Origin of the sequence: Methylosinus sp. PW1 (assembly GCF_000745215.1) — a bacterium.
GTDB lineage: Bacteria > Pseudomonadota > Alphaproteobacteria > Rhizobiales > Beijerinckiaceae > Methylosinus.
The window spans coordinates 38618-65035 of record NZ_JQNK01000008.1 but is presented as its reverse complement, the minus strand read 5'-3'; the positions used below and the strand labels follow the sequence as shown (position 1 = coordinate 65035).

General features: G+C 66.1%; 26 protein-coding genes. 21 read left to right on the top strand and 5 right to left on the bottom strand.

The window, feature by feature from the left end; all coding sequences use genetic code 11:
- Window positions 1-278 precede the first annotated feature (278 nt).
- The 13 genes from K369_RS05740 (at window position 279) to K369_RS05675 (ending at window position 13392) form a co-directional block, all read left to right on the top strand.
- Window positions 279-905, top strand: a complete 627-nt coding sequence (locus tag K369_RS05740; RefSeq protein WP_051949096.1) for an SCO family protein — start codon at window positions 279-281, stop codon at window positions 903-905.
- Between the two features lie 118 nt (window positions 906-1023).
- Window positions 1024-1800 carry a M48 family metallopeptidase gene (locus tag K369_RS05735; protein ID WP_036289080.1) on the top strand — a complete coding sequence of 259 codons (777 nt, stop codon included), beginning with the start codon at window positions 1024-1026 and terminating at the stop codon, window positions 1798-1800.
- Window positions 1801-2080: 280 nt separating this feature from the next.
- On the top strand, window positions 2081-2524 hold the full coding sequence (locus K369_RS05730) for an ArsC/Spx/MgsR family protein (protein WP_036289079.1): 444 nt from the start codon (window positions 2081-2083) through the stop codon (window positions 2522-2524).
- A 34-nt stretch (window positions 2525-2558) separates the two neighbouring features.
- Window positions 2559-3515 (top strand): bifunctional enoyl-CoA hydratase/phosphate acetyltransferase, encoded by a 957-nt coding sequence (locus tag K369_RS05725; RefSeq protein ID WP_051949095.1) that lies wholly within the window; start codon window positions 2559-2561, stop codon window positions 3513-3515.
- Complete coding sequence (locus tag K369_RS05720) at window positions 3512-4699, top strand: acetate/propionate family kinase (protein WP_036289078.1); 1188 nt, start codon at window positions 3512-3514, stop codon at window positions 4697-4699. The genes K369_RS05725 and K369_RS05720 overlap by 4 nt, the downstream gene beginning before the upstream one ends.
- Before the next feature lie 326 nt (window positions 4700-5025).
- Window positions 5026-6159, top strand: coding sequence for a hypothetical protein (locus tag K369_RS05710; protein WP_036289076.1), 1134 nt, complete (start codon window positions 5026-5028; stop codon window positions 6157-6159).
- Window positions 6160-6280: 121 nt separating this feature from the next.
- Window positions 6281-7363, top strand: a complete 1083-nt coding sequence (gene pheS / locus K369_RS05705; protein ID WP_036289056.1) for a phenylalanine--tRNA ligase subunit alpha — start codon at window positions 6281-6283, stop codon at window positions 7361-7363.
- A gap of 34 nt (window positions 7364-7397) precedes the next feature.
- Window positions 7398-7715 (top strand): hypothetical protein, encoded by a 318-nt coding sequence (locus tag K369_RS05700; RefSeq protein ID WP_156967748.1) that lies wholly within the window; start codon window positions 7398-7400, stop codon window positions 7713-7715.
- Window positions 7715-8203 carry a hypothetical protein gene (locus K369_RS05695; RefSeq protein ID WP_036289042.1) on the top strand — a complete coding sequence of 163 codons (489 nt, stop codon included), beginning with the start codon at window positions 7715-7717 and terminating at the stop codon, window positions 8201-8203. The genes K369_RS05700 and K369_RS05695 overlap by 1 nt, the downstream gene beginning before the upstream one ends.
- A 6-nt stretch (window positions 8204-8209) precedes the next feature.
- Entirely contained in the window at window positions 8210-10633 is a 2424-nt protein-coding gene (gene pheT, locus K369_RS05690) for a phenylalanine--tRNA ligase subunit beta (RefSeq protein ID WP_036289041.1), read from the top strand.
- 2 nt (window positions 10634-10635) lie between these two features.
- On the top strand, window positions 10636-10932 hold the full coding sequence (locus tag K369_RS05685; protein WP_156967747.1) for a hypothetical protein: 297 nt from the start codon (window positions 10636-10638) through the stop codon (window positions 10930-10932).
- 31 nt (window positions 10933-10963) lie between these two features.
- Window positions 10964-12739, top strand: a complete 1776-nt coding sequence (locus K369_RS05680) for an FAD-dependent oxidoreductase (protein ID WP_036289040.1) — start codon at window positions 10964-10966, stop codon at window positions 12737-12739.
- Window positions 12736-13392: an isoprenylcysteine carboxylmethyltransferase family protein gene (locus K369_RS05675; RefSeq protein WP_036289037.1), complete on the top strand. Its 657-nt coding sequence runs from the start codon at window positions 12736-12738 to the stop codon at window positions 13390-13392. Before K369_RS05680 ends, K369_RS05675 begins: the two co-directional genes overlap by 4 nt.
- A 7-nt stretch (window positions 13393-13399) precedes the next feature.
- Here the strand turns inward: K369_RS05675 and K369_RS05670 are convergent, their stop codons facing one another.
- Window positions 13400-14377: a beta-ketoacyl-ACP synthase III gene (locus K369_RS05670; RefSeq protein ID WP_036289034.1), complete on the bottom strand. Its 978-nt coding sequence runs from the start codon at window positions 14375-14377 to the stop codon at window positions 13400-13402.
- Window positions 14378-14603: 226 nt separating this feature from the next.
- Between K369_RS05670 and rimO the strand changes: the two genes are divergently transcribed.
- A complete protein-coding gene (rimO, locus tag K369_RS05665; RefSeq protein WP_036290133.1) occupies window positions 14604-15962 on the top strand; it encodes a 30S ribosomal protein S12 methylthiotransferase RimO in 1359 nt (452 codons plus the stop codon).
- 235 nt (window positions 15963-16197) lie between these two features.
- Window positions 16198-16461, top strand: a complete 264-nt coding sequence (locus tag K369_RS05660) for a hypothetical protein (RefSeq protein WP_036289033.1) — start codon at window positions 16198-16200, stop codon at window positions 16459-16461.
- Here K369_RS05660 and K369_RS05655 read toward each other — a convergent pair.
- Window positions 16414-17049: a nicotinate-nucleotide adenylyltransferase gene (locus K369_RS05655; protein ID WP_036289030.1), complete on the bottom strand. Its 636-nt coding sequence runs from the start codon at window positions 17047-17049 to the stop codon at window positions 16414-16416. The genes K369_RS05660 and K369_RS05655 overlap by 48 nt on opposite strands.
- Before the next feature lie 332 nt (window positions 17050-17381).
- Between K369_RS05655 and K369_RS05650 the strand changes: the two genes are divergently transcribed.
- Window positions 17382-18557 (top strand): IS4 family transposase, encoded by a 1176-nt coding sequence (locus tag K369_RS05650; protein WP_036289028.1) that lies wholly within the window; start codon window positions 17382-17384, stop codon window positions 18555-18557.
- A 59-nt stretch (window positions 18558-18616) separates the two neighbouring features.
- Here the strand turns inward: K369_RS05650 and K369_RS05645 are convergent, their stop codons facing one another.
- Window positions 18617-19909 (bottom strand): glutamate-5-semialdehyde dehydrogenase, encoded by a 1293-nt coding sequence (locus K369_RS05645; protein ID WP_036289026.1) that lies wholly within the window; start codon window positions 19907-19909, stop codon window positions 18617-18619.
- 242 nt (window positions 19910-20151) lie between these two features.
- On the opposite strand from K369_RS05645, the gene gmd reads away from it, so the two are divergent.
- From gmd to K369_RS05620, 5 genes are all read left to right on the top strand, one after another.
- A complete protein-coding gene (gmd, locus tag K369_RS05640) occupies window positions 20152-21141 on the top strand; it encodes a GDP-mannose 4,6-dehydratase (RefSeq protein ID WP_036290130.1) in 990 nt (329 codons plus the stop codon).
- On the top strand, window positions 21138-22133 hold the full coding sequence (locus K369_RS05635) for an NAD(P)-dependent oxidoreductase (RefSeq protein WP_051949093.1): 996 nt from the start codon (window positions 21138-21140) through the stop codon (window positions 22131-22133). The genes gmd and K369_RS05635 overlap by 4 nt, the downstream gene beginning before the upstream one ends.
- Window positions 22130-23539: a glycosyltransferase family 1 protein gene (locus K369_RS05630; protein WP_245278111.1), complete on the top strand. Its 1410-nt coding sequence runs from the start codon at window positions 22130-22132 to the stop codon at window positions 23537-23539. Before K369_RS05635 ends, K369_RS05630 begins: the two co-directional genes overlap by 4 nt.
- A 168-nt stretch (window positions 23540-23707) precedes the next feature.
- Entirely contained in the window at window positions 23708-24256 is a 549-nt protein-coding gene (locus K369_RS05625; RefSeq protein WP_156967746.1) for a hypothetical protein, read from the top strand.
- Between the two features lie 137 nt (window positions 24257-24393).
- The gene (locus tag K369_RS05620) at window positions 24394-25245 is read left to right on the top strand and encodes an outer membrane protein (RefSeq protein ID WP_084570526.1); all 852 of its coding nucleotides are present in this window, start codon (window positions 24394-24396) and stop codon (window positions 25243-25245) included.
- 104 nt (window positions 25246-25349) lie between these two features.
- On the opposite strand, the gene K369_RS26205 is transcribed toward K369_RS05620, so the two are convergent.
- Entirely contained in the window at window positions 25350-25760 is a 411-nt protein-coding gene (locus tag K369_RS26205; protein ID WP_156967745.1) for a hypothetical protein, read from the bottom strand.
- Entirely contained in the window at window positions 25717-26235 is a 519-nt protein-coding gene (locus K369_RS25365) for a Panacea domain-containing protein (protein ID WP_198033050.1), read from the bottom strand. Before K369_RS25365 ends, K369_RS26205 begins: the two co-directional genes overlap by 44 nt.
- Window positions 26236-26418: the final 183 nt, after the last annotated feature.

Below are 26418 nucleotides of genomic sequence, written 5' to 3'. Positions count from 1 at the left end.
CGGCCGTCGCCGCCGCGGGCGATTTCGTAAGGCGTGCTGCGACGCGGCGCCGCGGCGACGGCCTCGCTCCGCCGCGCCACTCTGCTGTGACGCTCTGCTGTGACGCTTGGCGAACGCTCCTCCGCAGGCTAAGTTCCGCGCATAGAGAGGAGCGTCACGCGAGATCGCCGCCGCCCGGCCCAGCCGCTCTACAGAGCCGCCGATGATCGCGACGCGCCGCGATCTACTCGGCCGCGGCGATAAACGAGAAACGACGCCATATCTTCGGGAAGAAACGCATGTCAAAGAGCTACGCCAAGAGTTCGCAAAAGGGTCGCGCCAAGGGCCGCGACCTTCCCAAGCTGCCTCTCTTCGCGATCGGCGGAGTCTTTCTCGCGGCCTTCGCCGCATTGGTGGCGTTCACCAGCCTCAAGCCGCCGCCGCCGCCCGCCTCCGCCATCGGCGGGCCGTTCCAGCTCGTCGCGCATAATGGCCAGACAGTCACCGAGAAGGACTTTCTCGGCAGGCCCTTCCTCGTCTTCTTCGGCTACACGCATTGCCCGGACATCTGCCACACCACTCTGTTCGAGATTTCCGAGGTGCTGCGCGCGCTGGGGCCGAAGGCCAACGCCGGCGCTCTGTTCGTGACCGTCGATCCCGAGCGCGACACGCCCGCCGTGCTCAAGGACTATCTCTCCAATTTCGATCCGCGCATCGTCGGCGTCTCCGGCGAGCGCGCGCAGCTCGATCCGATGCTGAAGGAATATCGCATCTATTCGAAGAAGGCTGCGGAAAGCGGCGAGGACTATGCGGTCGACCATACGACCGTCGTCTATCTGATGGACAAGAACGGCCGCTTCGTCAGCTCCTTCAATGTGGGACGCAAGCCCGCCGAGGCCGCGCGCGATCTCGAGCGCTATATGTGACGCGCGACGCCGAGACGCGAAGACACAGAGACGCAAAAACGACACAGCCGAGATTTTTTTGTGTAGGTCGCGAACTTCCCTGTCGCGACTCGGCGCGGCTTTGCGTTAGCATCGAATCATGCTTCGTCTTCGACGCGACGGGCTCGCGAAAGCCGCGGGCTCCACCGCCCTGACACTCACACATGCGGGCGAGACGCTCACCGTCTCGCTGCGCCGTCTGCGCAGCGCGCGGCGCTTCACGCTGCGCGTGCGCTTCGCTGCGCGCGACGCTGTGCTCACAATGCCCGCGCGCGCCTCCTTACGTGAGGCGCGCGAGTTCACCGAGCGTCACGCCGCCTGGATCGCCGCGCGGCTCAATCGCCTGCCGGACACGATCCCCTTTCGCGACGGCGCCGTCGTGCCGCTCCGCGGCGTGGACCATTCCATCGCGCATCGCCCCAGCGCGCGTGGGACCGTATGGACGGAGACGCGTTTCGCTCTCGACACGGCGCTCTGCGACGGTTTCGATCTCTGCGTCGCCGGCCGCGAGGAACATGTGCATCGCCGCATCGTCGATTTTCTGAAACGCGAGGCGCGCCACGATCTCGAGGCGGCGGTGGAGCGCCACACGCGCGCGCTCGGCCTGCCCGCGCGCAGCGTCGGATTGCGCGACACGGTGAGCCGCTGGGGCTCCTGCTCGGCGTCGGGCTCGCTGAATTTCTCCTGGCGGCTCATAATGGCGCCCGCTTTCGTGCTCGACTATCTCGCCGCGCATGAGGTCGCGCATCTCGAATATCTCGATCATTCGGATCGTTTCTGGGCGCTGACGCGGCGCCTCTGCGCCGAGACGGATCGCGCCGAGGGCTGGCTCTCCACGCATGGCGCGCATTTACATAAATTCGGCGTGACCGAATAGACGCGGCCTTCTCACTTTCCTCTCTATGAAGCGACCGCGCCATCCTGGAGCGGCCTGCCTCTTTATGAAACGCGCGGCCCGCCGCTTCGCGTGACGCGCTGTCATCGGCGCGTCACGCCCTTCTACGTAAAGACGCGTCGTTATCGGCGCTTCACCGCTAATGGTTTCTGATTCGTTAAAATTCTCCTCCCGAACGAATCACGGCCGTTCCGCAGCGCACAAAAATGCGCTATAAAAGAGACAAAGCTCCTTCTTCGGTAGTCGCTCTTCGAGGTGGCGTATGGCCGACGTTATCTTCTACGAGAAACCCGGCTGCGCCGGAAACGCGCGCCAAAAGGCTCTGCTGCTCTCCTCCGGCCATGCGCTGCAGGTGCGCAATCTGCTCGCCGAGCCTTGGAGCGTCTCCAGCCTGCGGCCTTATTTCGGCGAGACGCCGGTGCGCGAGTGGTTCAATCTCGCGGCGCCCCGCGTCAAATCCGGCGAGATCGACATAGAGACCATCACGCCGCAAGCGGCGCTGGTCATGATGATCATCGATCCAATATTGATCCGCAGACCGCTCATCAAGGTCGGCGGCCGCTGCGAGGCGGGCTTCGATCCCGAGCGGATCGGCGCCTGGATCGGGCTGCAGCCGACCGAGAAGCGGGTGAGCGACACTTGCGTGCGGACGGAAGCGGCGGCGCTACGCGCCGAGAGCGAGGCGGGAGCCGCGCCCGCCGACTGATTGCGGGAGCGAGCGAAGGTCGCAAGGAGGTCCGATGCTGTTTCGGCGCGATGTCGCGGCCTCCGGCGCGCCTTGCGGCCTGTATTTCGAGTCGCTGCTCGAGCGATGCCGCGCGCTGCGCCCCATTCGCATCGGCGTCGTGCATCCTTGCGACACGGTTTCCGTGCAAGGCGCGCTCGCTGCGCGCGATCAGGGACTCATCACTCCCGTTCTGGTCGGGCCGCGCGCCAAGATCGCGGCCGCAGCCGCAGCGGCCGCCCTCTCGCTCGAGGGCGTCGAGATCGTCGACGCGCCGCATAGCCACGCCGCCGCCGACGCCGCCGTCGAGCTGGTGCGGCGCGGCGAGCTCGGGGCGCTGATGAAAGGGTCGCTCCACACCGACGAGCTGATGGGCGCCGTGGTGCGCGAAGGGACGGGCCTGCGCACCGAGCGGCGCGTCAGCCATGTCTTCGTTCTCGACGTGCCCAATTACTGCAAGCCGCTGCTCGTCACCGACGCCGCGATCAACATCGCCCCCACGCTCGCTGAGAAGCGCGACATTGCGCAAAACGCCATAGATCTCGCCCATGCGCTCGGCATAGAGCGCCCCAAGCTCGCCGTTCTTTCCGCCGTGGAGACGGTGGACGCCAAAATCCCTTCGACGATCGAGGCCGCGGCGCTCTGCAAAATGGCCGACCGCGGCCAGATCAGAGGCGCCGACGTCGATGGTCCGCTCGCCTTCGACAACGCCATCTCGCCCGAGGCGGCGAAGGCGAAAGGCATTGTCTCCAATGTCGCCGGCGACGCCGATATTCTTCTCGCGCCCGATCTCGAGGCCGGCAATATTCTCGCCAAGCAGCTCGTCTATCTCGCCGACGCCGAGGACGCCGGCATCGTGCTCGGCGCCCGCGCGCCGATCGTGCTGACGAGTCGCGCCGATGGCGTGCGCGCCCGCATCGTCTCCTGCGCGCTGGCGCAGCTCTTCGCCCATCGCGTCGTGGAGGCTGCGTGAGCGGCCCTTCTGCGGTTCTATTGGCGCTCAACGCCGGCTCCTCGAGCCTCAAATTCGCGCTCTATGACGCGGCGACGCTCGCGCCTCTTTGCCGTGGCGGCGTCACCGCCATAAAGGAGAAAGACCAGCCGGCGCGCTTTTCCGTCAAAGGCGAGGTCGCGGCGGCGCTCGCCGCCGGCCCCGGCCCCGCGCCAGACATCGACCACGAGGGCGCGGCGCGCTGGCTCATCGCGGCGATCGGCGAGCGTCTGGCGGAGCTTCCCCTCGCGGCCGTGGGGCATAGGGTGGTCCATGGCGGCGCGGATTTCGACCGTCCCGTGCGGGTCACGCCCGAAATATTGCGACGGCTGGAGGCGCTCTCGCCGCTCGCGCCCAGCCATCAGCCGCATAATCTCGCGCCGATCCGCAGCCTGCTCGACAGCGCGCCCGAGCTGCCGCAGATCGCCTGTTTCGACACGGCCTTTCACCGCACGCAGCCGCGTCTCGCGCAGCTGTTTCCGCTGCCGCGCGAATTCGCGGAGCGCGGCGTGCTGCGCTACGGCTTTCACGGCCTCTCCTATCAGTTCATCGCGCAAGAGCTGCGCCGCCTCGAACGCGCCCAGGGGCGCACGATCGTCGCGCATCTCGGCCATGGCGCCAGCCTCTGCGCCATGCGCGATCTTGAGAGCGTCGCCACCACAATGGGCTTCACAGCGCTCGACGGGCTGATGATGGGCACGCGCAGCGGCGCGATCGATCCCGGCCTGCTGCTGCATCTCGTGATGCAGGAGGGCTATTCGCCCAAGCAAGTCCATGCGCTGCTCTATGAGCGATCCGGCCTGCTCGGCGTCTCCGCGATCAGCGACGATCTGCGCGCGCTCGAGGCGAGCGATTATCCCGCGGCGGAGGAGGCGATGGCGCTCTTCGCCTATCGCGCCGCGCGCGAGATCGGCTCGCTCGCGAGCGCGCTGAACGGGCTCGACCTCCTCGTCTTCACGGCCGGCGTCGGCGAGAATTCGCCCTCCATGCGCGCGCGCATCTGCGCCTATCTCGGTTTTCTCGGCCTCGAGCTCGACGATGAAGCGAATGCGGCGAATGCGCAAATCATCAGCGCGCCGTCGAGCCGCATCGAAACCCTCGTGCTTCCCACCAATGAGGAAGCGGTGATCGCCGAGGCCGCGCGAGCGCTGCTCGGCGTCCACTGAGAGCGACGAAGCGCCGAAAATCGCACAGCAATTCGGCGCCCGTCGCATATTTTGCGGGCTAATTATCGCGCCGCCCGCGCGCCGCTTTTTCACAAGCGCCTGATTTGTCGAGACGAGGCCGGCCGCGCTGAGATGGCGCGGAGATTGCGTCTAGTCGGACGCCGAGAGCCGAGCTTTCGGCGTGGCCCAAAGACGGGCCAAAATCAGCAACGCCGCTGTTCCGATCGTGTCGCGCCCAAAGCGCGATCGTCGGACGGCGGCTTTTTTTGTCCGTCGCGCCCCGACGGAGCGCGGCGCCGACGAGGGGCAGACACAAAATGATGAGAATGAAACGAAGCGCTCCGCCGCGCCCGACCGCTGCGAGCGCGAAGACTTTGGCCATCGCCGCCGCTCTGCTCGGCGTCTGCGTCGGAGAGGCGGTGGGCGCGGACGCGCCCGCGAAGCTCGTCCCCGCGCCTGCGCCCGATGTGGCGGCGCCGGCTCCGCTCCCGCCCGCGCCGCTCGGCGTCTTCGGCGCCGATATGCCGCCCGCCGGCAAGCTCGTCGTCTCCATCATCCCGCAATTCGCCAATCTCTCGCATACGCTGAAGGGAACGCGGCAGGTCTCATCGGAAGAGGTGGCGGCGACGACGCCCTGGTTCGGCCATCCGACATTGAAGCTCCGGCTGGTGCCGCAGAATGTCTCGGTCGCTTCGCAGACGCTCGCGCTCGCCTATGGAATAACCAGAGACTGGTCCGTCGTGATTACCGGCGGCATGATCGAGCGCAATCTCGACATGCTGACCTTCCAAGGGCCGACGAGCCTCAACCGGCTGGGGTTGAGCCATACGGGAACCGACGGCCTGACCGATTTCACCGCCTCGACGATCTATCGCGTCTATCAGGACCCGATACACCGTATTCAGCTCAATCTCGGCGTGAGCTTCCCGACGGGAAGCACCCATAACACCTTCCGCCTGCTGCTGCCGGACGGCAGCTACGCCACGAGCCGCGCCTTTTACGCATTGCAGCCGGGCGCCGGCACTTTCGACGTTCTGCCGGGAATCGTCTACGCTGGCCATTTCGACAAATGGTCCTGGGGCCTCTCCTATCGCGGCCGCTTTCCGCTCGCCGCCAATCCGGAGGGCTATCTCTGGGGCGATCTGCACGAGTTCAACGGCTGGGCCGGCTATAGCTGGATCAAAGGCCTCACCACCACTTTCCGCGTCGGCGCCTCGACGCAGGGCGAAATCCGCGGGCTCGATCCGATGATCCGCGGCAAGGCGCAGGCGGCCAATCCGAATTTCTACGGCGGCCAGCGCGTGGAGCTGTGGGGCGGCGCGACGATCGCCGGCGCCCTCATCGGCGTGGAGGCGCTCACCATCGCGCTGGAAGCGGGCATTCCGGTCTATCAGAGCCTGAACGGGCCGCAGCTCTCCAAGAATTGGCAGGCCGGCATGGCGCTGCGCTGGAAAATCTAAAATAGTCGGTGCGGGCGCGGCGGCCCCGGCGCGGCGGCGCCCCCGCCGCCCGCGTTCTCGACATCGCCTGCCGAGCGTGGCACAAACCGCCCCGGAATCTCAAAAAAGCCGTGGCGGGACGATGACGAACATAGCGGAACTGGAAACCGAGACTCTGGCGGCGATCGCGGCGGCGGCCGATGAGGCCGCGCTCGAGGCCGTGCGCGTCGGCGCTCTCGGCAAAAAGGGAAGCATTTCGGCGCTGCTGGCGACGCTCGGCAAAATGTCGCCGGACGACCGCAAGACCGAAGGCGCCAAGATCAATGCGCTGAAGGACAAGGCCCAAGAGGCGCTCGCCGCGCGTCGCGACATTCTGCAGCGGCAAGCGCTGGGGAAGCGCCTCTCCGCCGAGACAGTGGATGTGACGTTGCCGGTGCAGGAGAGCGGCCAGGAGCTGGGGCGCATTCATCCGATCTCACAGGTGATGGACGAGCTGACGGCGATCTTCGCCGATATGGGCTTCTCGGTCGCCGAAGGGCCGGACATAGAGAGCGACGATTATAATTTCACCAAGCTGAACTTCCCCGAGGGGCATCCCGCGCGGGAGATGCACGACACTTTCTTCTTTCCGCCGGGCGCCGACGGCAAGCGCAAGCTGCTGCGCACCCATACGAGCCCGGTGCAGGTGCGCACCATGCTGAGCAAGGCGCCGCCGATCCGCGTGATCTGCCCCGGCCGCACCTATCGCTGCGACAGCGACCAGACGCATACGCCCATGTTCCATCAGGTCGAGGGGCTCGTCATCGACGAGACGACCCATATGGGCCATTTGAAATGGGTGCTGGAGGAGTTTCTGAAGGCCTTCTTCGAGGTGAAGTCCGTGAAGATGCGCTTTCGCCCCTCCTTCTTCCCCTTCACCGAGCCCTCCGCGGAAGTGGATGTGCAATGCCGCCGCAAGGACGGCGACATTCGCTTCGGCGAGGGTGAGGACTGGATGGAGATATTGGGCTGCGGCATGGTGCACCCGAATGTGCTGCGCAATTGCGGGCTCGATCCCGACAAATATCAGGGCTTCGCCTTCGGCGTCGGCATAGATCGGCTCGCCATGCTGAAATACGGCATGTCGGATCTCCGCGCCTTCTTCGAGGCCGATGCGCGCTGGCTGACGCATTATGGATTCAGGCCGCTGGATTTCCCGACGCTGGCGGGGGGCTTGAGCGGGTGAGGCTTCGAAGCGAAAGCGGCATGGAGAGATGAAGATGATGACCGAGGCCATGCGATATGCGATCGATGATGCGCTGCGTCGCGCGCTCGGTCCTGCGCGATTCGATCATGTCGACGTCCGAGAGGATTTCAACCATGCCGATGAGCCGGCGCTGTTCCTCGATATAGTGACGAAGACCGGGCCAGACGATCTGAGCGCCCGGGAGTCGATAGAAACACAAGTGGCGGTCAGCAACGCTCTTCTGGCGCTGGGCGATACGCGCTTCCCCTATCTGAGCTTCAAATTCCCGGGCGACGAATATGCCGTCGACGATATTCGCGCGCGCGATGCGAAATCTTCGGCGTCGCATTGATGATCGATGATCTGCTCGATATCGCGCATGATCTCGCCCAACGCGAGAAGGGCAAGCCGAGACAAGCGTCATTGCGGCGCGCCGCTTCGACTGCCTATTACGCCGTTTTTCACGCGCTCGCCGGCCTATGCGCCGACGAGCTCGTCGGATGGAAAAAGCCGTGGAGCATTTTCAGTCCAGTCTATCGGTCGCTGGATCACAACGAAGCCCGCCGCTTATTCGAGCGAGCGCGGACCTCGAAATCCTATGGCGCCGAAGTCGAAAAAATCGGCTCGTCCTTTTTACGCCTCCAGCAGGCGCGCGAAGAGGCGGACTATGATCCAGAACCTTTCCGTTACGGACGTGACGATACGCTCAAATTGGTCGAGGAAGCGCGGGAGACCGTCGCGGCCATAAAATCTCTCGAGGCGGAAACGAGATTATTGCTCGCCGCCCATCTCGTGACAAAGCGGCGTCGAAACGCCATCGCCGACGCCGGCAGGAACTGACCTCGAATGAAACTCACACTCTCCTGGCTGAAAGACCATCTCGAGACGAACGCCTCGCTCGAGGAGGTCGTCGAAACTCTGACGCGCATCGGCCTCGAGGTCGAGCATTTGCACGATCCCGCCGCGCAGCTGAAGGATTTCCGCATCGCGCATGTGATCGAGGCGAAGCCGCATCCCAACGCCGATCGGCTGCGCGTCTGCATGGTCGATACGGGCGAAGGCGCGCCTGTGCAGGTGGTCTGCGGCGCGCCCAATGCGCGCACGGGATTGAAGACCGTCTTCTCGGCGCCGGGAACCTATATTCCAGCCAAGAAGATCACGCTCGGCAAGGGCGTCATTCGCGGCGTCGAATCGCTCGGAATGTTGTGCTCGGCCGCCGAGCTGGAGCTCTCCGACGAGCATGACGGCATTATCGAGCTGCCGGAGGATGCGCCCATCGGCGCGGTCTACGCCAAATGGGCCGGGCTCGACGATCCGGTCATCGAGATCAATCTGACGCCGAACCGCTCCGACGCCGCCGGCATTTACGGCATCGCGCGCGATCTCGCAGCGGCGGGCCTCGGAACGCTGAAGACGCCTTCTGTCGAGACGATCACAGGCGGCTTCGCCATTCCGCAGCGCGTCACGCTGGATTTCATTGAGGACGACAAGCATCTCGCGCCGCTCTTCGCGCTGCGTCTGGTGCGCGGCGTCAAGAATGGGCCGAGCCCGGCCTGGCTGCAGGATCGGCTGCGCGCCATCGGCCAGCGCCCGATCAATGCGCTCGTCGACATCACCAATTATCTGACCTTCGACCGCGCACGTCCGCTGCATGTCTTCGACGCGAAGAAAGTGGCCGGCGATCTTGTGGTGCGTCGCGCCCGCGTCGGCGAGGAGTTGCTCGCGCTCGACGGCAAGAGCTACAAGCTCGATTCCGACATGGTCGTCATCGCCGACGACAATGGCCCCGAATCTCTCGCCGGCGTCATGGGCGGCGAGCATTCCGGCTGCTCCGACGACACGACGGACGTGCTGATCGAGACCGCGCTGTGGGATCCGGCCAATATCGCGCACACCGGCCGCAAGCTCGGCATTTCCACCGACGCGCGCTATCGTTTCGAGCGCGGCGTCGATCCGGCCTTCGCTCTGCCCGGCCTCGATCTGGCGACCAGACTGGTGCTGGAATTCTGCGGCGGCGAGGCTTCGGAGGTCGCCATCTGCGGCTCGGCGGAAACGCCGACGCGCAAGCTGCGCTTCCCCTGGAGCGAGACGAAACGCCTCACCGGCCTCGACGTCTCGAAAGAGGAATCGACCGCCATTCTCACGCGCCTCGGCTTCACGGTCGAAGCGGCGGGCGAGGAGGCGCTGGTCGGCGTCCCCAGCTGGCGCCCGGACATCGAAGGCAAGGCCGATCTCGTCGAGGAGATCGCCCGCATCGCCGGCTTCGACACCATCGCCGCCACGCCGCTGCCGCGCAACGCCGGCGTAACCGAGCCGGTTCTCACTCTGCTGCAAAAGCGCCAGCGCGCGGCGCGGCGAGCGCTGGCGGCGCGCGGGCTGGTGGAGGCCGTCACCTGGTCCTTCGTCTCAAAGGAGCTGGCGCAGGCTTTCGGCAGCGGCGACAATCATCGCCTCGCGCTCGCCAATCCCATCGCCGCCGAGCTTTCCGACATGCGTCCAAGCCTGCTGCCCGGCCTCGTGACCGCCGCCGGCCGCAACGCCGCGCGCGGCTTTCCCGACGTCGCTCTGTTCGAGGTCGGGCAAATCTTCCTCGGCGAGGATGAGAAGGGCCAGAAGATCGCCGCCACGGGCCTGCGCCGAGGCTTCGCTCTGCCGGCCGGCGCCGGCCGCCATTGGTCGGGCAAGGAGCGCGCGGTCGGCGTCTTCGACGTGAAGGCGGACGCACTCGCGCTGCTGCAGACGCTCGGCGTCGCCACCGGCGGCTTGCAGATCGTGGCCGGCGGCCCCGACTGGCTCCATCCCGGCCGTTCGGCGACGCTGCAATTCGGCCCCAAGGCGGTCATCGGCCATTTCGGCGAATTGCATCCGCGCGTGCTGCAGGCGCTCGACGTCGAGGGGCCGATCGCCGCTTTCGAGATTATTCTCGACGCGCTGCCGGCGCCCAAGGCCAAGCCCACTAAGGCCAAGCCGAAATTGGAGCTCTCCGATCTCCAGCCCGTCTCGCGCGACTTCGCCTTTCTGCTGGACCGCGCCCAGCCGGCCGGCGATCTCATCCGCGCCGTGCAGGGCGCCGATCGCACGCTCATCGTCGATGTCGCGATTTTCGACATTTACGAAGGGCAAGGCGTGCCGGAGGGCAAGAAATCGGTCGGCGTCGCCGTGCGGCTGCAGCCCCGCGACAAAACGCTCACCGACGCCGATCTCGAGGCGCTCGCCCACAAAATTGTCACAGAGGCGGGCAAGAAAACGGGCGCCCAACTCAGAGGTTGACGATGCTTCGCATGATTCGCTTCGTCTTTATTGCTTGCCTCGCCGGTTCTTGCGTCGCCGCCGGCGCGGCGGCGGCCGAACCGCGCAACATAGGCGATTGCGAGCAGATACAGGCGGCGGACGCCTATAATCGCTGCCTCGCCTCCTTCGGCCCGGCGGCCCATGCGCGCAACGCCCATTCCGCGCTCTCCTTCGCGCCGGAGGAGCAGGTCCCGCATAGCGCCAAGCGCTCCGGCGCTTGGAGCGAGCGAGGCCATCGCGGGCGCTTGCGCATGATGTTCACGCCCGACGGCCGCTGACGCCGCCGCCGGCGCGGGAGGAGCGAGACCAATGGCTCGAACGCCCTTCCCCGACGGCATAGCGCGACGCGATTTTCTCAATGGCCTGCTGATCGCCGCGGGCGGCGCGCTCTCGCATAGCTCTCCCGCCCGAGCCGTCACGGGCGGAAGCTGCGATGGGCCGATTGGCCTCGATCCGCGCGTGCTGCGCGGCGGCAATCTGCCGGCGACCTTCACCGTCTCCCATTGGCTGCGCGACGGTCGGCTGACATTCGAGAAAGATTTCGTCTCGCTCGCGCCCGGCTGCGACGATCTCTCCGGCGAAATCCCGCTCGCGGACGCGGGCGGACGCTTCGACGTCATCGTCATCGGCGGCGGCGTTTCTGGCCTTTCCGCGGCGCATCATCTGCTGCGCGAACGCCCGCGGGCGCGCCTGCTGATCCTCGAGGCGGCGCCTGTCCTCGGCGGCAACGCCGGCCGCGACGACGCCCCGCCTCTCCCCGGCTCCGCCTCCACCGCCGGCGCCTATGGAACCGCGCCTTCCGCCGATTGGCTCGCGCAATTCTATCGCGCGATCGACGTCGATTGGCTGGCGCAGAGCGTCCCCGGCCCGGAGAGCAGCTTTTATTTCGACGAATTCGCGCCCGGCCTCGGCGCCGGCGCGCGCGGCTGGAACATAGACACATTCGAGCGCGGCGCCGCGCATCTTCCCTATGACGCGCGCCTTCGCGAAGACTTCGCCCGCGCTTTCGCGGCGATCCGCGCGCTCGGCGAAAAAGGCCTCGCCGATCCGGCCGATGAGAGCGACCCCGCGCTCGACGATCTCTCGAGCGTCAGCCTCGCGCAGCATCTCGAGGCGACGCTCGGCTGCGACGCGATCGTCTCGCGCTTCTTCACCGCCTACACGCTGAGCGCTTTCGGCGGGACAGCAGAGCAGGTGAACGCTCACAGCGCCATCGCTTTCCTCTCGAGCGAGCTGACCCGCGGCTCGGTCTTCACCTATCCGGGCGGAACGTCGGAAATCGCGCGCCGCACGCTGCGTCGGCTGACGCAGAGCGAGACGCCGCCGCATTTCGAAACCAACGCCACGGCGCTACGGATCGAGACGACGGCGCGGGGCGCGAACGTCGTCTATTTCCAAAATGACCGCTTTCACCGCATCTTCGGCGCGCGGATCATCCTCGCCGCGCCGGCGCAGAGCGCGCGCCATCTCGTCGCGCATCTTTCCGACGCCGCGCGCAAAGCGGCCTGGGCGCAATTCCATGCGGCGCCGCTCGTCACCGCCAATGTCGCGCTGCGCCGCGCCGCGCCGCTATCGCAGCTCGGCCTCGGTTACAGCCAGAGCTGGTGGGGCGGCCGGCATTTCGTCAATTACATCGTCGCCGATTGGATGAGCGACAAGCGCGGCGATCCCGAGCGGCAAACGATTCTCACCTTCTATGGCGGCTGCGACGCGCCGCTCGACGGCCTCGCCGAAGCGCGCATGAGACTGATGCACACGCCCTTCTCCGATTACGAAGACTCGCTCCGCAGCGATCTGTCACGGCTGATGCGCGACGCGGATTTCGATTTCGATCGCGATGTGAGCGCGCTGTTTCTCTATCGCTGGGGGCACAGCATGTTGCGGCCGCCGCCGGGCTTTCTCTTCGGCGCGACGCGCGACGCGAGCGGCAGGCTCGACCGCGCGCAGGCGCCGCGGCGCATCGCCTGCGCGCCTTTGGGGCCGATCGTTTTTGCGGGCCAGCATGTCGAAGGCGTCCCCTCTATCGAGAGCGCGATCGGCTCCGGCCGCCGCGCCGCGCTGCAAGTGTTGGAGGATCGCCGATGAAGAGGCTCGCGACAGGCGCGCTCGTCATCCTCTTCACCCTCGCCTATCTCGGCCTCACGGCGCTCGGCGCGGGCGGCGTTTCGGCCTTTCTCGCAAATCCGCCGCTCGCGGCGCTGACGCTCGTCACTCTGGCGCTCGCCGTCGCCGCCGCTTTCACGCAAGGCCATCTCGGCCCCGGCGTGCGCGAGGATCGCGGCAATCGCTGGGTCATCGCCGTCTTCGCGATCATCGGCATCCTGGACGCTTTTCTGCCCGCCTATACGGATCGCCTCGACATTCTGACGATCGGCGGCGAGACGCTGCGCTGGATCGGCGTCATCCTCTACGCCATCGGCGGCGTGCTGCGGCTGTGGCCGGTCTTCGTGCTCGGACGACGCTTCAGCGGCCTCGTCGCCATTCAGCCGGGCCATGAGCTGGTGACGACCGGGCTCTACGCCCATATCCGCAATCCGAGCTATCTCGGCCTGCTCATCGGCCTCGTCGGCTGGGCGCTGGTCTTTCGCTCGCTCATCGGCCTCTTGCTGGCGGCGGCGACGATTCCGCCGCTGGTCGCCCGCATGAAATCCGAGGAGGCGCTGCTCGCCTCGCATTTTGGCGCCGTCTATGACGCCTATCGCGCGCGCACGGCGCGGCTCATTCCCAGCCTCTACTGAAAACGCCTCACCAGCGCAGCACCGCGCCGCCCCAGGTCATTCCGGCGCCGATCGCCATCATGGCGATCACATCGCCTTTCTTCAGCCGGCCGGCGCGATTGGCCTCGTCCAGAGTGATCGGCATGGAGGCGCTCGACGTGTTGCCGAAACGGGAAATATTCATCCAGCATTTCTCGAGCGGCACGCCGAGCTGCGCCAGCGACGCCTCTATGATGCGGGCGTTGGCCTGATGCGCGATGACATGATCGACATCCTTCGCCTCGAGGCCGGCCATGGCCAGCGCCTCGGTGACGATCTCCGGCAGCAGGCGCAGCGCGACCTTATAGACTTCGCGGCCGCGCATTTTGATCTTATGCGCCTCCCCCGGCGTCGGCCCGTCCTGGCGTGGATCATAGGCGCGCGGAATGCCGAGAATGCTGGTCATGGTCCCGTCGGTGCGCAGGCTGGTCGCGAGCAGGCCGCGGCCTTCCTCCTCGCCCGGACCCAGCACCATGGCGCCGGCGGCGTCGCCGAACAGCACGCAGGTCTCGCGATTGGTCCAATCGACGACGCGGCTCAACGTCTCCGCCCCGACGACCAGCGCGCGGCGGACCTTGCCGGTCTTGATGAACTGATCGGCGATGGAGAGCGCATAGAGCGAGCCGGCGCAGGCGGCCGAGACATCGAAGGCGAAAGCGTTCTCGGCCCCGATCTTGGCCTGCAGAAAGGCGGCGCAGGCGGGCGTCTGAGCGTCGCCGGTCACTGTGGCGACGATGATGAGATCCAGCTCGCGCGGATCGACGCCGGCCAGCTCCAGCGCGTTTTTCGCCGCGGCGGCGGCCATATCGGAGGTGGATTCGCCCGGCGCGGCGATGCGGCGCTCCTCGATCCCGGTGCGGCTGACGATCCAGGCGCCATTGGTCGCGACCATTTTCTCGAGGTCGGCGTTGGTCAGAACCTTCGCGGGGGCGTAGGATCCGGTTCCGAGTATGACGGTTCTGAGCAACGGCGTGCAGCCTCTTCCTTCTGACCCCGGCGAGCATGCGCCGCCGCGGAAACCTCATGCCTAGCAGGGATCGGCGCGGCGCGAACCTTAAAATTCGTTAATCCCCAAGCCCAGCTCGAGATTGGCCGACTTCGAGTTCGGCCGAGCTCGAGCTGGGCCGAGTTCACGTTTCGATCCGCGCCGGGGGCGATTGCCACGGCGCGCGCGCCATGGCAAGCCTTCGCCCATGCAGAACGTCCCCTCCGACCCGCCCGCGCCCGCCAAAGAGGCGCCGCGCGTCTCCTTCGTCTCGCTCGGCTGCCCCAAAGCGCTCGTCGACAGCGAGCGCATTCTCACGCGCCTGCGCGCCGAAGGCTATGAGCTCACCCGCACCCATGCGGGGGCCGATGTCGTGGTGGTGAACACCTGCGGCTTTCTGGACAGCGCCAAAGCCGAGTCGCTGGAGGCGATCGGCGCGGCGCTGAAGGAGAATGGCAAGGTCGTCGTCACCGGCTGCATGGGCGCCGAACCGCAGGCGATCGCCGAGCGCTTCCCCGACGTCCTCGCCATCACCGGCCCGCAGGCCTATGAGAGCGTGGTCGAGGCCGTCCACGCCGCCGCCGCGCCGAGCCATGACCCGTTTCTCGATCTCGTGCCCGAGCAGGGCGTCAAGCTCACGCCGCGCCATTACGCCTATCTCAAAATCTCGGAAGGCTGCGACAATAGCTGCTCCTTCTGCATCATTCCCCATTTGCGCGGCTCGCTGGCCTCGCGACCGGCCGGCGAGGTGCTGCGCGAGGCCGAGCGGCTGGTGAAGGCCGGCGTCAAGGAGCTGCTCGTCATCTCGCAGGACACCAGCGCCTATGGCCGCGATCTGCGCTATTCCGAGAGCCAATGGGGCGACCGCAGCGTGCGCGCGCGTTTCCTCGATCTCGCAAAGGAGCTGGGCTCGCTCGGGGCCTGGGTGCGGCTGCATTATGTCTATCCCTATCCGCATGTGGACGAGGTCGTCGAGCTGATGGCGGAGGGCAATATCCTGCCCTATCTCGACATCCCTTTTCAGCACGCCGCCCCTTCCGTGCTGAAGGCGATGAAGCGTCCCGCCAATGAGGAGAAGACGCTGGAGCGCATCAAGGCGTGGCGGCGCATCTGCCCCGATCTCGCGCTGCGCTCCACCTTCATCGTCGGCTTCCCCGGCGAGAGCGAGGAGGATTTCGCCTATCTGCTCGATTGGCTGGAGGAGGCGGAGATCGACCGCGCCGGCGCCTTCCGCTACGAGTCCGTGGCCGGCGCGCCTGCCAATGATCTGCCGCTCGACGCCATCGCGCCCGAGGTGAAGGACCAGCGCTGGAAGCGCTTCATGGAGCGCCAGCAGAAGGTCAGCGCCCGCCTGCTGAAGCGCAAGATCGGCAAGCGCCTGCAAGTTCTGGTGGACGAGCCGGGCGGCGGCGCCACAGGCCTCGCGCGTGGACGCAGCAAGGCGGACGCCCCTCAGATCGACGGAACGGTGCACATCTCCTCGCGCCGCCCGTTGCGCGCCGGCGACATTGTGACGGTGAAGATCGACCGCGCCGACGCCTATGATCTCTATGGCGCGGCGGTGTGATATATGAAGGCGTAGTCTCGCCGCTGCGTTCCTTCTCCCGCCTGCGGGAGAAGGTGGCCCGGCGAAGCCGGGTCGGATGAGGGTCCCGGCCGCGACAGCATTGTACATAAAAAATAGGCCACGAACCACAGCGGCCCTCATCCGACCTCGCTTCGCGAGGCCACCTTCTCCCACAAGTGGGAGAAGGAGCGCGCACGACGAATGCTGAACAATAATAACCGAGGAGCGCCGCCCGATGACCGAAGAACCCCCGAAGGACCGCCTTCCGCGTCTGCTGGCCAGCCGTCAGCTGATGTTCTTCACGGCGGTCATTCTCGCATTGTGGGTGTTCGTCACCTTCTTCTTCCGCAACCCGTATCAGCAGGCGGTCGAGTTCGGCTATTACGACAGTCACCCTTATGACGAAGGCACGATCTGGACCTATGTGCTGGTCGTCGTGCCGATGATCGGCCTAGGGGCCGCGCTGCTCTGGTGGCAGCGCCGCAGCGCCGGCAAGTAATCGCGCGTTGCGCAGCGCGGTGGATGACTGCGCGACGCGCGGCGCATGCAGATAGACAAAGGCAGGCGGCGGCGCGTCGGCGAGCAGCGCCGCCGCGCTCTCCGGCAGGCGCGCGGACGCATAGCGTTGCGCCGCTTTGGCCGAGGCGGCGCGAAAGGTCGCGCCCGGCCGATCGACGATGGCGATCGGCGTCGTCCGCGCGATCTCCCGCCAATCGCGCCAGCGGTGGAATTGCAGCAGATTATCCGCGCCCATGATCCAGACGAAGCGCGCGCCTGGACAGCGCCGATGCAGGAAACGCAGCGTGTCCGCCGTATAGCGCGCGCCGATCTCCGCCTCGAGCCCCGTGACCACTATGCGCGGATCGCGGGCGATTTTCTGCGCCGCGGCGATGCGCTGCGCCAGAGACGGAAGGCCGGCGGTCTCCTTCAGCGGATTGCCGGGCGTCACCAGCCACCAGAGGCGATCGAGCGCCAGCCTCTGCAACGCCACCTGCGAGACATGGGCATGGCCTTCATGCGGCGGATCGAAAGAGCCGCCGAAGAGGCCGATGCGCATTCCCGGCGCGTGAGGCGGCAGACGGATCATCGCGAAATCTTCGAAAGCTCGCGCCCCTTCTCCCGTTTACGGGAGAAGGTGGCCCGACGTAGTCGGGTCGGATGAGGGCCGCCGCGGTTTTCAGCATGCGGGCCGAATTTCCACCGACGATAGCGATAATCACGCGGACCCTCATCCGACCTCGCCATAGCCCGTCTGTCGAGACGGGCGTCCTTGCCGGACGACCTACGGCGAGGCCACCTTCTCCCACTTGTGCACGGCTGTCCGGGGAATGAGTCGATAGGTCGCGGGCGCATGCCCGGCTTTCCCGAGAGTTTCGGGGTACTTTCTGGTTGTCGAGACTCAGAAAGAAAGAGCCGGACATGCGCCTCGAGAATAGCGTCTTCGTCGAGCTTCTCAAACCGATCGATCGTCGCGGCTTCCAGAAGATCGTGGATCGTCACGGCGGCGACGCCTACGACAAATCCTTCAGGAGCTGGAGCCATCTGGTGGCGCTGATCTTCGCGCAGCTGGGCGCGGTCGTCAGCCTGCGCGCCCTCGTCGCCGCCTTCAACGCCGAGGCCAATGGACATTATCACCTGGGCGTCGGACGTTTCGCGCGCTCGACGCTCGCCGAAGCCAGCGCCCGCCGGCCCGTCGCCGTCTTCGCCGATCTCTTCGCTCTGCTCGCCGCGACGCTCGACCGCAAGACGCGGCGCGAGGGAGCCGAGATGCTCCGCCTCATCGACTCGACCCCCATCCCTTTGAGCAAGTTCCATGCGTTCGCCCGCTCCAACGGCCGCATCCACGGGCTCAAAATGCATGTCGCCTATGATCGCGGGGCCGACCGTCCCTATCGCGTCGAGGTGACGCTCGCCAATGTCAATGATGTCACCATCGGCAAGAAGACGCCGATCGAGGCGGGCGCCACCTATGTCTTCGACAAGGGCTATTATGATTTCAAATGGTGGAAGGGCATTCACGACGCCGGGGCGCTCTTCGTCACGCGGCCAAAGACCAACACGCGCTTGAAGGTCGTCGCCGAACGGCCGCTCGATAAGACCCGCGGCGACGGCTTCACCGTGCTCGCGGACAGCGAGGTCGCGCTGGCCAGCAAGGGCGATTCCAAGCTGCGGATGCGCCTGCGCCGCATCCGCATCGAGCGCGACGCGGCGAGCCGGGCGAAATCGCCGATCATCGAGGTGATCACCAACGACATGACGCGCGATGCGGTGGAGATCGCCGCGCTCTACAAGGTGCGCTGGGCGATCGAGCTGCTGTTCCGCTGGCTGAAGCAGCATCTCTCGATCCGCAAGTTCCTGGGCAAGAACGAGAACGCCATCAAGCTTCAGCTGCTGGCGGCGATGATCGCCTTCCTGCTGCTGTGCATCGCCGCGCACAGCCACGGCGTCACACTGCCGCCGCTGCGCTTCGCCGAGCTGGCCGGCCGTTTCCTCTTCGCGCGCCGGCCCGTCGCATCGATCGACGAGCCGCCGCCCAAATATCGCGTGCCGAGCCGGTGGAAGTCCGACTGCCAGATCGAGATGATCTATGCCTGAGTTTCCCCGGACAGCCGTGCCACGAGTGGGAGAAGGAATCGCGCACGAAGATCGCGCGCTCATCCTCTGACCTGCCCGGCGCCGTGGACGCGATATTTGAACGAGGTGAGCTGCTCCACGCCCACCGGGCCGCGCGCATGCATGCGGCCCGTCGCTATGCCGATCTCGGCGCCGAAGCCGAACTCGCCGCCATCGGCGAATTGCGTCGAGGCGTTGTGCAGCACGATCGCCGAATCCACCTCCGCCATGAAGCGCCGCGCCACATCCTCATTCTGCGTGATGATGCAATCCGTGTGATGCGAGCCGTAAGTCTCTATATGCGTGATCGCCGCCTCCAGCCCATCGACGACGCGGACGGCGATGATGGCGTCGAGATATTCGGCGCGCCAATCCTCCTCGCTCGCCGGCAGCACGCGCGCGTCGACATCCTGCGTCGCCGCGTCGCCGCGCACCTCGCAGCCGGCGTCGAGCAGCATTTTCACCAGCGGCGAAAGATGCGTGGCCGCGCAGGCGCGATCGACCAGCAGCGTCTCGGCTGCGCCGCAGATTCCGGTGCGACGGAGCTTGGCGTTGAGCAATATATGCTTCGCCATATCGAGATCGGCTTGCGCGTGGACGAAGACATGAACAATGCCCTCGAGATGCGCGAAGACCGGCACGCGCGCCTCATGCTGCACGCGCGCGACGAGGCTCTTGCCGCCACGCGGCACGATGACGTCGAGATTGCCGTCCAGCCCGGCCAGCATGGCGCCGACGGCGGCGCGATCGGCGATGGGGACCAGCGAGATCGCCTCCTCCGGCAGGCCGGCGGCGACGAGGCCGGCGACCAGACAGGCGTGGATCGCGCGCGAGGAGCGCAGGCTCTCCGAGCCGCCGCGCAAAATCGCGGCGTTGCCGGCCTTGAGGCAGAGGCCGCCGGCGTCGGCGGTGACATTGGGCCGGCTCTCATAAATGACGCCGATGACGCCGAGCGGCGTCGCCACGCGCTCGATGAGGAGACCATTGGGGCGCTCGAAGGAGGCTAGCAGCCGGCCGACCGGATCGGCGAGCTCGGCGATCTCCTCGAGGCCGCGCGCCATCGCCTCGACGCGCGCGGGATCCAGCGTCAGGCGATCGAGGAAAGCGGCGGCCGTTCCGCGCGCTTTCGCCTCCGCGACATCGAGCGCATTGGCGGCGAGCAGCTCCGGCGTGCGGCGGCGCAGCTCCGCCGCGGCGGCGCGCAAAGCGGCGTTCTTGGTCTCGGCCGGCGCCAGAGCGACCGCCCGCGACGCCCGTCTCGCGCCGGCGCCGAGCTCGGCCATCAGCGCGCTCAACTCTCGCTCTTCCCTCGCCAATGCTTCCGCCTGCGCCATTTTATCGCCTCTTTCGCCGCTCGCTTGCGCTACCACGAATCGGCGCGTCCCCGAAAGGGAGCGCGCGCCTCCGGCGCCTGCGAGGCTTGCCTTCGGGCTGGGCCTTTTGTAAGACGCGAGCGCTCGTCGCCACGGCTCGCCTCCTCGAGCCGAATCGCCGGCGCCCGCCCGACGCCGCGTCCAAAACGCAGGCGATGCGACGTTCCCGGGCGCGCGGAGCCGGCCGCTATGAGGTTCTTCGCATGACGAAACGCGCGCTGCTGACGGGCATTACCGGACAGGATGGGGCCTATCTCGCACAGCTTCTGCTCGGCAAGGGCTATGAAGTCTATGGCGTGATCCGCCGCTCCTCGCATCGCGGCGTCGAGGACCATCGCCTGCGCTGGCTCGGCGTCGCCAATGACGTGCGGCTGCTCGACGGCGATCTCGGCGATCTCTCCAGCCTGCTGCGCATCGTGCAGGAGGTGAAGCCGGACGAGGTCTACAATCTCGCCGCGCAATCCTTCGTCGCCTCCTCCTGGCGCCAGCCCATTCTCACCGCCAACATCACCGCCGTCGCTGTCGCCAATGTGCTCGAGGCGCTGCGGCTCGGCGCCCCCGGCGCGCGCTTCTATCAGGCCTCCTCCTCCGAGATGTACGGCCTCATTCAGGAGCCGATGCAGAGCGAGAAGACGCCCTTCTATCCGCGCAGCCCTTATGCGGTCGCCAAGCTCTATGGCCATTGGATCACGGTCAATTACCGCGAGAGCTTCGGCATGCACGCCTCCTCGGGCATTCTCTTCAATCATGAGAGCCCGCTGCGCGGCATAGAATTCGTCACCCGCAAGGTGACGGATAGCGTGGCGCGCATAAAGCTCGGCCTCGCCAAGGAGCTTCGCCTCGGCAACATAGACGCCAAGCGCGATTGGGGCCATGCGCGCGATTATGTGCGCGCCATGTGGCTGATGCTGCAGCAGGAGATGCCGGACGATTATGTGGTGGCGACGGGCGTCACCACCACTGTGCGCGACATGTGCCGCATCGCTTTCGCCCATGCCGGCCTCGACATGGAGGCGCATGTGGTGATCGATCCGAAATTCTACCGCCCGGCGGAAGTGGACATTCTGCTCGGCGATTCCAGCAAGGCGCGCAAGGCGCTGGGCTGGGCGCCCGAGACCTCGCTCGATGCGCTCATCCGCGAGATGGTGGACGCCGATCTCGAGCGGCTGAAGCAGGATTCGGCGACACGATGAGCGTGGAACCCACGTCCTCATCCACGGCCCGCTACGAACGCATATTGGTGACCGGCGGCTCCGGCTTCGTCGGGCGCCATTTGCTGGAGGCGCTGGCGGGCGCCTATCCTGAAGCGCAGCGCCTGTCGCTGGCGCGGCCGGGCGAGCCGGCGCCGGACCGGCGCTGGACGCCGATCGCCTTCGATCTGCTCGATCCCAAATCGGTCGACGCCGCCGTCGCGCAGGCGCGGCCGGATCTCGTCATTCATCTCGCCGCGCAAGCCTCGGCGGCGCAGTCCTTCCTGGCGGCGGAAGAGACCTGGCGCGTCAATTTCGACGGCGCGTTCCATCTCGCCGCGGCGCTCGCGCGCCACGCGCCCGCGGCCGTCCTGCTCTTCGCCTCCACCGCCGATGTCTATGGCGCGAGCCTCGGCGAAGGCCCGGCGCATGAGGATATGATCCCGCGGCCGCTCAGCGTGTACGCCCGCTCCAAGCTGGCGGCCGAGTCGATGCTGGCGGATGTTCTGCCGCAGACGACGCGGCTCATCGTGGCCCGCCCCTTCAGCCATATCGGCCCGGGGCAGGACAAGCGCTTCGCCGTTTCCTCCTTCGCCGCGCAGATCGTCGAGATCGAAAGTGGACGCGCCGAGCCGCGGCTCTCGGTCGGCGATCTTTCCGTGCAGCGCGATTTTTTGGACGTGCGCGACGTCATCGACGCCTATCTGCGGCTCATCGCGGTCGCGCCCGGTCTTCCTGACCGCAATGTCTTCGACATCGCCTCGGGCGAGACGCGCCCGCTAGTGTCCCTGGTCGAGAAAATGCGCGCGCTGGCGCGCCGCGATTTCGAGATTGTCGTCGATCCCGCGCGGCTGCGGCCGGCCGACATACCGATCGCCCGCTGCGACGCCGCCAAGCTGCGCGCGGCGACCGGCTGGAGCCCGCGCAGAGCGATCGACGAGACGCTCGTCGATCTGCTCGATTATTGTCGCGCGGCCGCAGAAGCCGCGAAATGACCAGCGAGCGCGAGCGGCGTCTCGAGGAGCGCAATCGCCTGCTCGAGCACCAGCTCGATTTTCTGCGCGCCGAGCTTCTGCATCTCGTCCATGAGCGCGAGAAGAACGTCTATTCCGCCGCCTGGCTGATCTTCCGGCCGCTGCGCCGTTTCGAGGCGGCGCTCGTCGACACAGTGACGCCGCTGCTGCGACTCTTCTCTCGCAAGGCCCCGGCGCCCGCCATCGAGTCCGCCGTCTCGGAGCCCGCCGCTCGGGGCAAGACGCAAAAGCCGCGACGGCTGCTCGTCGATGTGACGGCGACGGCGCGGCAGGACGCCGGCACGGGAATCCAGCGCGTCGTCAAGAAGATCACGCAGGGGCTCTATCGCGATCCGGCGCTTCCCATTCCTGTGATCGCCGTGCGCTGCGAGGGCGGCCGCCTCTTCACCTGCGAGGCTTTCGTCGCCGCGCTCATCGGCGGAACGGCCGGCCCGGATCGCGAAATCGAGATAGAGCCGGGCGACCGTTTCTTCATGCTCTCCGACAGCTGGAACGCTTTCGAGGAGTTTCGGCCGATCTTCTCGCGCATTCGCGCCGGCGGCGGCGAGATCGTCACCTGCATTTTCGATCTCATTCCCGTCCTCTATCCGCACGCCTGCCATGAGGTGACGCCGCCGCGCTATGAGGCGTGGCTGCGCCGCGCGCTGCTCGAGAGCGACGCCTTTCTCGCCATCTCGCGCACGGTCGCCGAGGAGCTGGCGGATTTCGTGGAAGAGAAGGGCCTGCCGCATCGACCCGGCCTTTCGATCGGCTGGTTCCATTGCGGCTCGGACATCGCCGATGGCGCGCCCGCCGCGCCGCGGCCGCAGATCGCCGCCGCAGCCGCGGGCGGCGCCATGTTTCTGAGCGTCGGCACTGTGGAGCCGCGCAAGGGCCATCGCGTCGCGCTGCGGGCTTTCGAGGCGCTGTGGCGCGAGGGCCGCGATGCGCGACTGGTCTTCGTCGGGCGGCGCGGCTGGTTCGAGGAGGCGATCGCCGCCGAGATCCGCGGCCATGCCGAATTCGGGCGGCGCCTCTTCTGGCTCGACGATATCGGCGACGCCGAGCTCGCCTTTCTCTACGACAAGAGCGCGGCGGCGCTCGTTCCTTCCTATGCGGAGGGCTTCGGCCTGCCCATTGCCGAGGCCGCGCGTCGCGGCCGGCCGGTGATCTGCAGCGACATTCCCGTGTTCCGCGAGGTCGGCGGCGCCGGCGCCCTCTATTTCCGCGTCAATGATCCGGCCGCTCTCGCCGAGCGCATTCGGGAGCTGCTCGACGGAAGCGCGACGGTCGATCCCTCCGCCGTCAGCCGCGTCTCCTGGGCCGAGGCGGCGCATCGCGTCGCGCAGGTGATCGCGACCGAGGACTGGACGCGCTCCCTGCCATGAGCCCCGCCCGTACGGCCATTGTTCCGCCGCGCCGAAAAGCATGTTAGAGACGGCTGCGGCGGCGGCGCCTGCGGCTCACTCGAACCGCAGGCTTCGCCGCTTTTGCGCAAAGCGGGGGCGCAGGTCGCGACCTTCCGCCGCCGAGGCTCCAACCCGATAGGCCGTCATATGTCGATCTCGCCGTCCATCAGCCTGCCGCCGACGCCCAAGGCGCTCCTCGACCTCATCAAGCTCGAGGCCGGGCCGGCCTCTATGCCCGACAGCCGGCCGGCGCTGTGGATCAGCCTCGCCGCCTATATTCTCACCGAGACGGGCGGCCAATTGGTGAGCGCCGACATCCCCCCCTCGATCGCTTACGGACTGGTGAGCGCCGCTCTGCTCGCCGCGCTGACCTTCGGCGCGCTGCTGCTGACCGGAACGCGCGAGCGCTTTCAGCATACGCTGATCGCCCTCACCGCCACGGGCGCGGTCATCGGCCTCGTATCCTTCTTGCTGACGCTCGCGGTGGCGCAGATATTTCCGCCGCCGATGCCAGCCCTGAAGCTCGTCGGCTTCGTGCTGTTTCCACTGGTGCTGTGGAAGTTCACCGTGTTCCTGTGGATCTATCGGCACGCCGGGATGCGCTTCATTCCAGCCTTCGCGCTGGGCGCGATCTATCTCGGCTTCATTCTGCTGATCCTGTCGCCGCTGCTGACGCGCGCCTTCAACCTCATTTGACGGGCGGGAGCGCCGCCGCGGCGACAAGCCCGCGGCGGCGCTCATTAAGTAACAATTAAGCATAATCACTTACTCATCGTTCATCACCCGCGTCGCGGCCCGATTCAGGCCGCCCGGCGCGTAGCGAGGATGAACCAATGAGATTTTCCGGTTCCTGCGCCGGGGCGGGGCTTTTTTGCGCGATCCTTGGCCTCTCGACCTCCGGTCCGGCCGCCGCGGCGGACATGCCCTTCTTCTCACCGCCCGAGCAGCAGGATTACCAGCCCGTAGAGCTGGGAACCGGCTGGTATCTGCGCGGCGACATCGCCGCGGTTCGCTCGCCCGTGCTGAACATAGACGGCGCCACCACCTCGAACAGCTTCGTCAATAATTGGTCGGCGGGCATAGGCTTCGGCTATCGTTACAATAGCTGGCTGCGCACCGACGTCACCGCCGATTATCAGCCGCTCTACAGCCGATCCGGGGCCTCCTATATCAAGACGCCCTGCCAGACGGGGGCTGTCGGCACGCCAGCCGGAGGACCCTACACCGACTCCATCGGCGTCTACACCAACTGTTTCCCCTATTCGCAGAGCCGCGGAACCGCCTCGGTCTTCCTCGGCAATGTCTATATCGATCTCGGCACCTGGGGCGGCCTCACGCCCTATATCGGCGCCGGCGCCGGCGTCGACGTGCTGTTCCAGAAGGCCCAGGTGCAATGGTACATGGGCAATCTCGTTCCCTATGCTGGAACGACCTGGACCGACCCCTACACGCTCGGCACCTATATGGCCAATTGGGACCGCAGCTACTCCAACACCTATCTGAAATTCGCCTATGCCTTCATGGGCGGCTTCGCCTATGACATCACCGACCATTGGGCGGTGGACATCGGCTATCGCTATCTCAATCTGGGCTCGATCTCGGGCAAGGACGCGCTCGGCGTCAACCATACCCGCAAGCTCGACATTCAGCAGGTCCGACTCGGCTTCCGCTATCTGATCGACTGAGGATCGCGCCGAAATTCTGATCACGTCTGCTTTGAGCACACGGCGGAACGTTAAAACCGCGCTGGCGCGACGCCTATCCCTGCGCTAGCGCGACGCGCGCCGTCTCAGTGTGATTTTTCGTCCGGCGGAAGACGGAAGAGCCCCTTTGCGATAAATCCCACTAGGCCAATCGCAGAGACAGCTGTGCTGCCGACTAAAAACGCCTCTATCTCAACTGGCAGATGAAATGACGTGAAGCTAAAACCCGATGCGATCACTATCAAGGCAACAACTGCAGAATACGATTCAAGATAGCGCAATATACGGCTTGCATACTCCATCCGCATAGCGCGATCTGCATTTACGTTTGCAATATGCGCTCGCGCCATTTCATTACGAAGCCGAGCCTCCTCGATTTGCTGCTCTTCCAGCAAATCGAGCCTGCTTTTCCTCTCGACAACGGCAACCTCTTGAACGCCGACATCGATGTCATCAAGCGTGAGCTTTTGCTCTACGGGTTCTGGTAAGTTCGACAAAGTGATCCCGGATCATTTGGGAGGGGATTTCATCGAACTTACCCTCCCCACCCTTATAGATTGAGGTCCACGGCGTCCCGTTCATATGCGTCAGGGCGGAAAGCTGATAGGCATGGAACTTTCCATAGTCACGGTAGACTCGGTCTATCACCTCGCGTTCTCTTGATGCGAGCTCAGCGTGTGAAGCCGCACCCAAATCTTCTGCAAAGCACCCTGGCGCATATTCACCGTTGGTAATCTCGCGAGTCACGGGTGCACGACCATACGGTCGGAGCGCTTGCCAAAGTTCACGATAAACGGGACCATAGTCCCACGCTTGGGGCGCATCATGCGTGAGAGGCTCTTCGTTGATGGCGAGATTCCATCCATGCGCGATGTAGACGAGCTTCTGGAGCTGCATTTGGGTAAAGAACACCCCCTCCGCTTTCCCTAAGCGGATGAATTCATTTGCAATTTCAGGCGACCACCCTGCCATTTCTCGACCCAAATCAATTCTCGACCTTTTATATAATGGTTCCCGCGACATCCGTAGCTCAGATTCTAGGCTATTTTTTGTAGGGGCCATTTCCACCGGCGTAGGCGCGTCTGCGCCCGCAGCTCAACTAGGGGCGCCTCGACGCCGCGGCAGAGCGCCCCGCCACAGCTCGCGCCCGACTTG

Excerpts from the sequence above, each read along its gene's own strand:
- K369_RS05740 (WP_051949096.1), top strand. The coding sequence starts at position 279 with ATGTCAAAGAGCTACGCCAAGAGTTCGCAAAAGGGTCGCGCCAAGGGC.
- K369_RS05735 (WP_036289080.1), top strand. The coding sequence starts at position 1,024 with ATGCTTCGTCTTCGACGCGACGGGCTCGCGAAAGCCGCGGGCTCCACC.
- K369_RS05730 (WP_036289079.1), top strand. The coding sequence starts at position 2,081 with ATGGCCGACGTTATCTTCTACGAGAAACCCGGCTGCGCCGGAAACGCG.
- K369_RS05725 (WP_051949095.1), top strand. The coding sequence starts at position 2,559 with ATGCTGTTTCGGCGCGATGTCGCGGCCTCCGGCGCGCCTTGCGGCCTG.
- K369_RS05710 (WP_036289076.1), top strand. The coding sequence starts at position 5,026 with ATGAAACGAAGCGCTCCGCCGCGCCCGACCGCTGCGAGCGCGAAGACT.
- pheS (WP_036289056.1), top strand. The coding sequence starts at position 6,281 with ATGACGAACATAGCGGAACTGGAAACCGAGACTCTGGCGGCGATCGCG.
- K369_RS05700 (WP_156967748.1), top strand. The coding sequence starts at position 7,398 with ATGATGACCGAGGCCATGCGATATGCGATCGATGATGCGCTGCGTCGC.
- K369_RS05695 (WP_036289042.1), top strand. The coding sequence starts at position 7,715 with ATGATCGATGATCTGCTCGATATCGCGCATGATCTCGCCCAACGCGAG.
- pheT (WP_036289041.1), top strand. The coding sequence starts at position 8,210 with ATGAAACTCACACTCTCCTGGCTGAAAGACCATCTCGAGACGAACGCC.
- K369_RS05685 (WP_156967747.1), top strand. The coding sequence starts at position 10,636 with ATGCTTCGCATGATTCGCTTCGTCTTTATTGCTTGCCTCGCCGGTTCT.
- K369_RS05680 (WP_036289040.1), top strand. The coding sequence starts at position 10,964 with ATGGCTCGAACGCCCTTCCCCGACGGCATAGCGCGACGCGATTTTCTC.
- K369_RS05675 (WP_036289037.1), top strand. The coding sequence starts at position 12,736 with ATGAAGAGGCTCGCGACAGGCGCGCTCGTCATCCTCTTCACCCTCGCC.
- rimO (WP_036290133.1), top strand. The coding sequence starts at position 14,604 with ATGCAGAACGTCCCCTCCGACCCGCCCGCGCCCGCCAAAGAGGCGCCG.
- K369_RS05660 (WP_036289033.1), top strand. The coding sequence starts at position 16,198 with ATGACCGAAGAACCCCCGAAGGACCGCCTTCCGCGTCTGCTGGCCAGC.
- K369_RS05655 (WP_036289030.1), bottom strand. The coding sequence starts at position 17,049 with ATGATCCGTCTGCCGCCTCACGCGCCGGGAATGCGCATCGGCCTCTTC.
- K369_RS05650 (WP_036289028.1), top strand. The coding sequence starts at position 17,382 with ATGCGCCTCGAGAATAGCGTCTTCGTCGAGCTTCTCAAACCGATCGAT.
- K369_RS05645 (WP_036289026.1), bottom strand. The coding sequence starts at position 19,909 with ATGGCGCAGGCGGAAGCATTGGCGAGGGAAGAGCGAGAGTTGAGCGCG.
- gmd (WP_036290130.1), top strand. The coding sequence starts at position 20,152 with ATGACGAAACGCGCGCTGCTGACGGGCATTACCGGACAGGATGGGGCC.
- K369_RS05635 (WP_051949093.1), top strand. The coding sequence starts at position 21,138 with ATGAGCGTGGAACCCACGTCCTCATCCACGGCCCGCTACGAACGCATA.
- K369_RS05630 (WP_245278111.1), top strand. The coding sequence starts at position 22,130 with ATGACCAGCGAGCGCGAGCGGCGTCTCGAGGAGCGCAATCGCCTGCTC.
- K369_RS05625 (WP_156967746.1), top strand. The coding sequence starts at position 23,708 with ATGTCGATCTCGCCGTCCATCAGCCTGCCGCCGACGCCCAAGGCGCTC.
- K369_RS05620 (WP_084570526.1), top strand. The coding sequence starts at position 24,394 with ATGAGATTTTCCGGTTCCTGCGCCGGGGCGGGGCTTTTTTGCGCGATC.
- K369_RS25365 (WP_198033050.1), bottom strand. The coding sequence starts at position 26,235 with ATGGCAGGGTGGTCGCCTGAAATTGCAAATGAATTCATCCGCTTAGGG.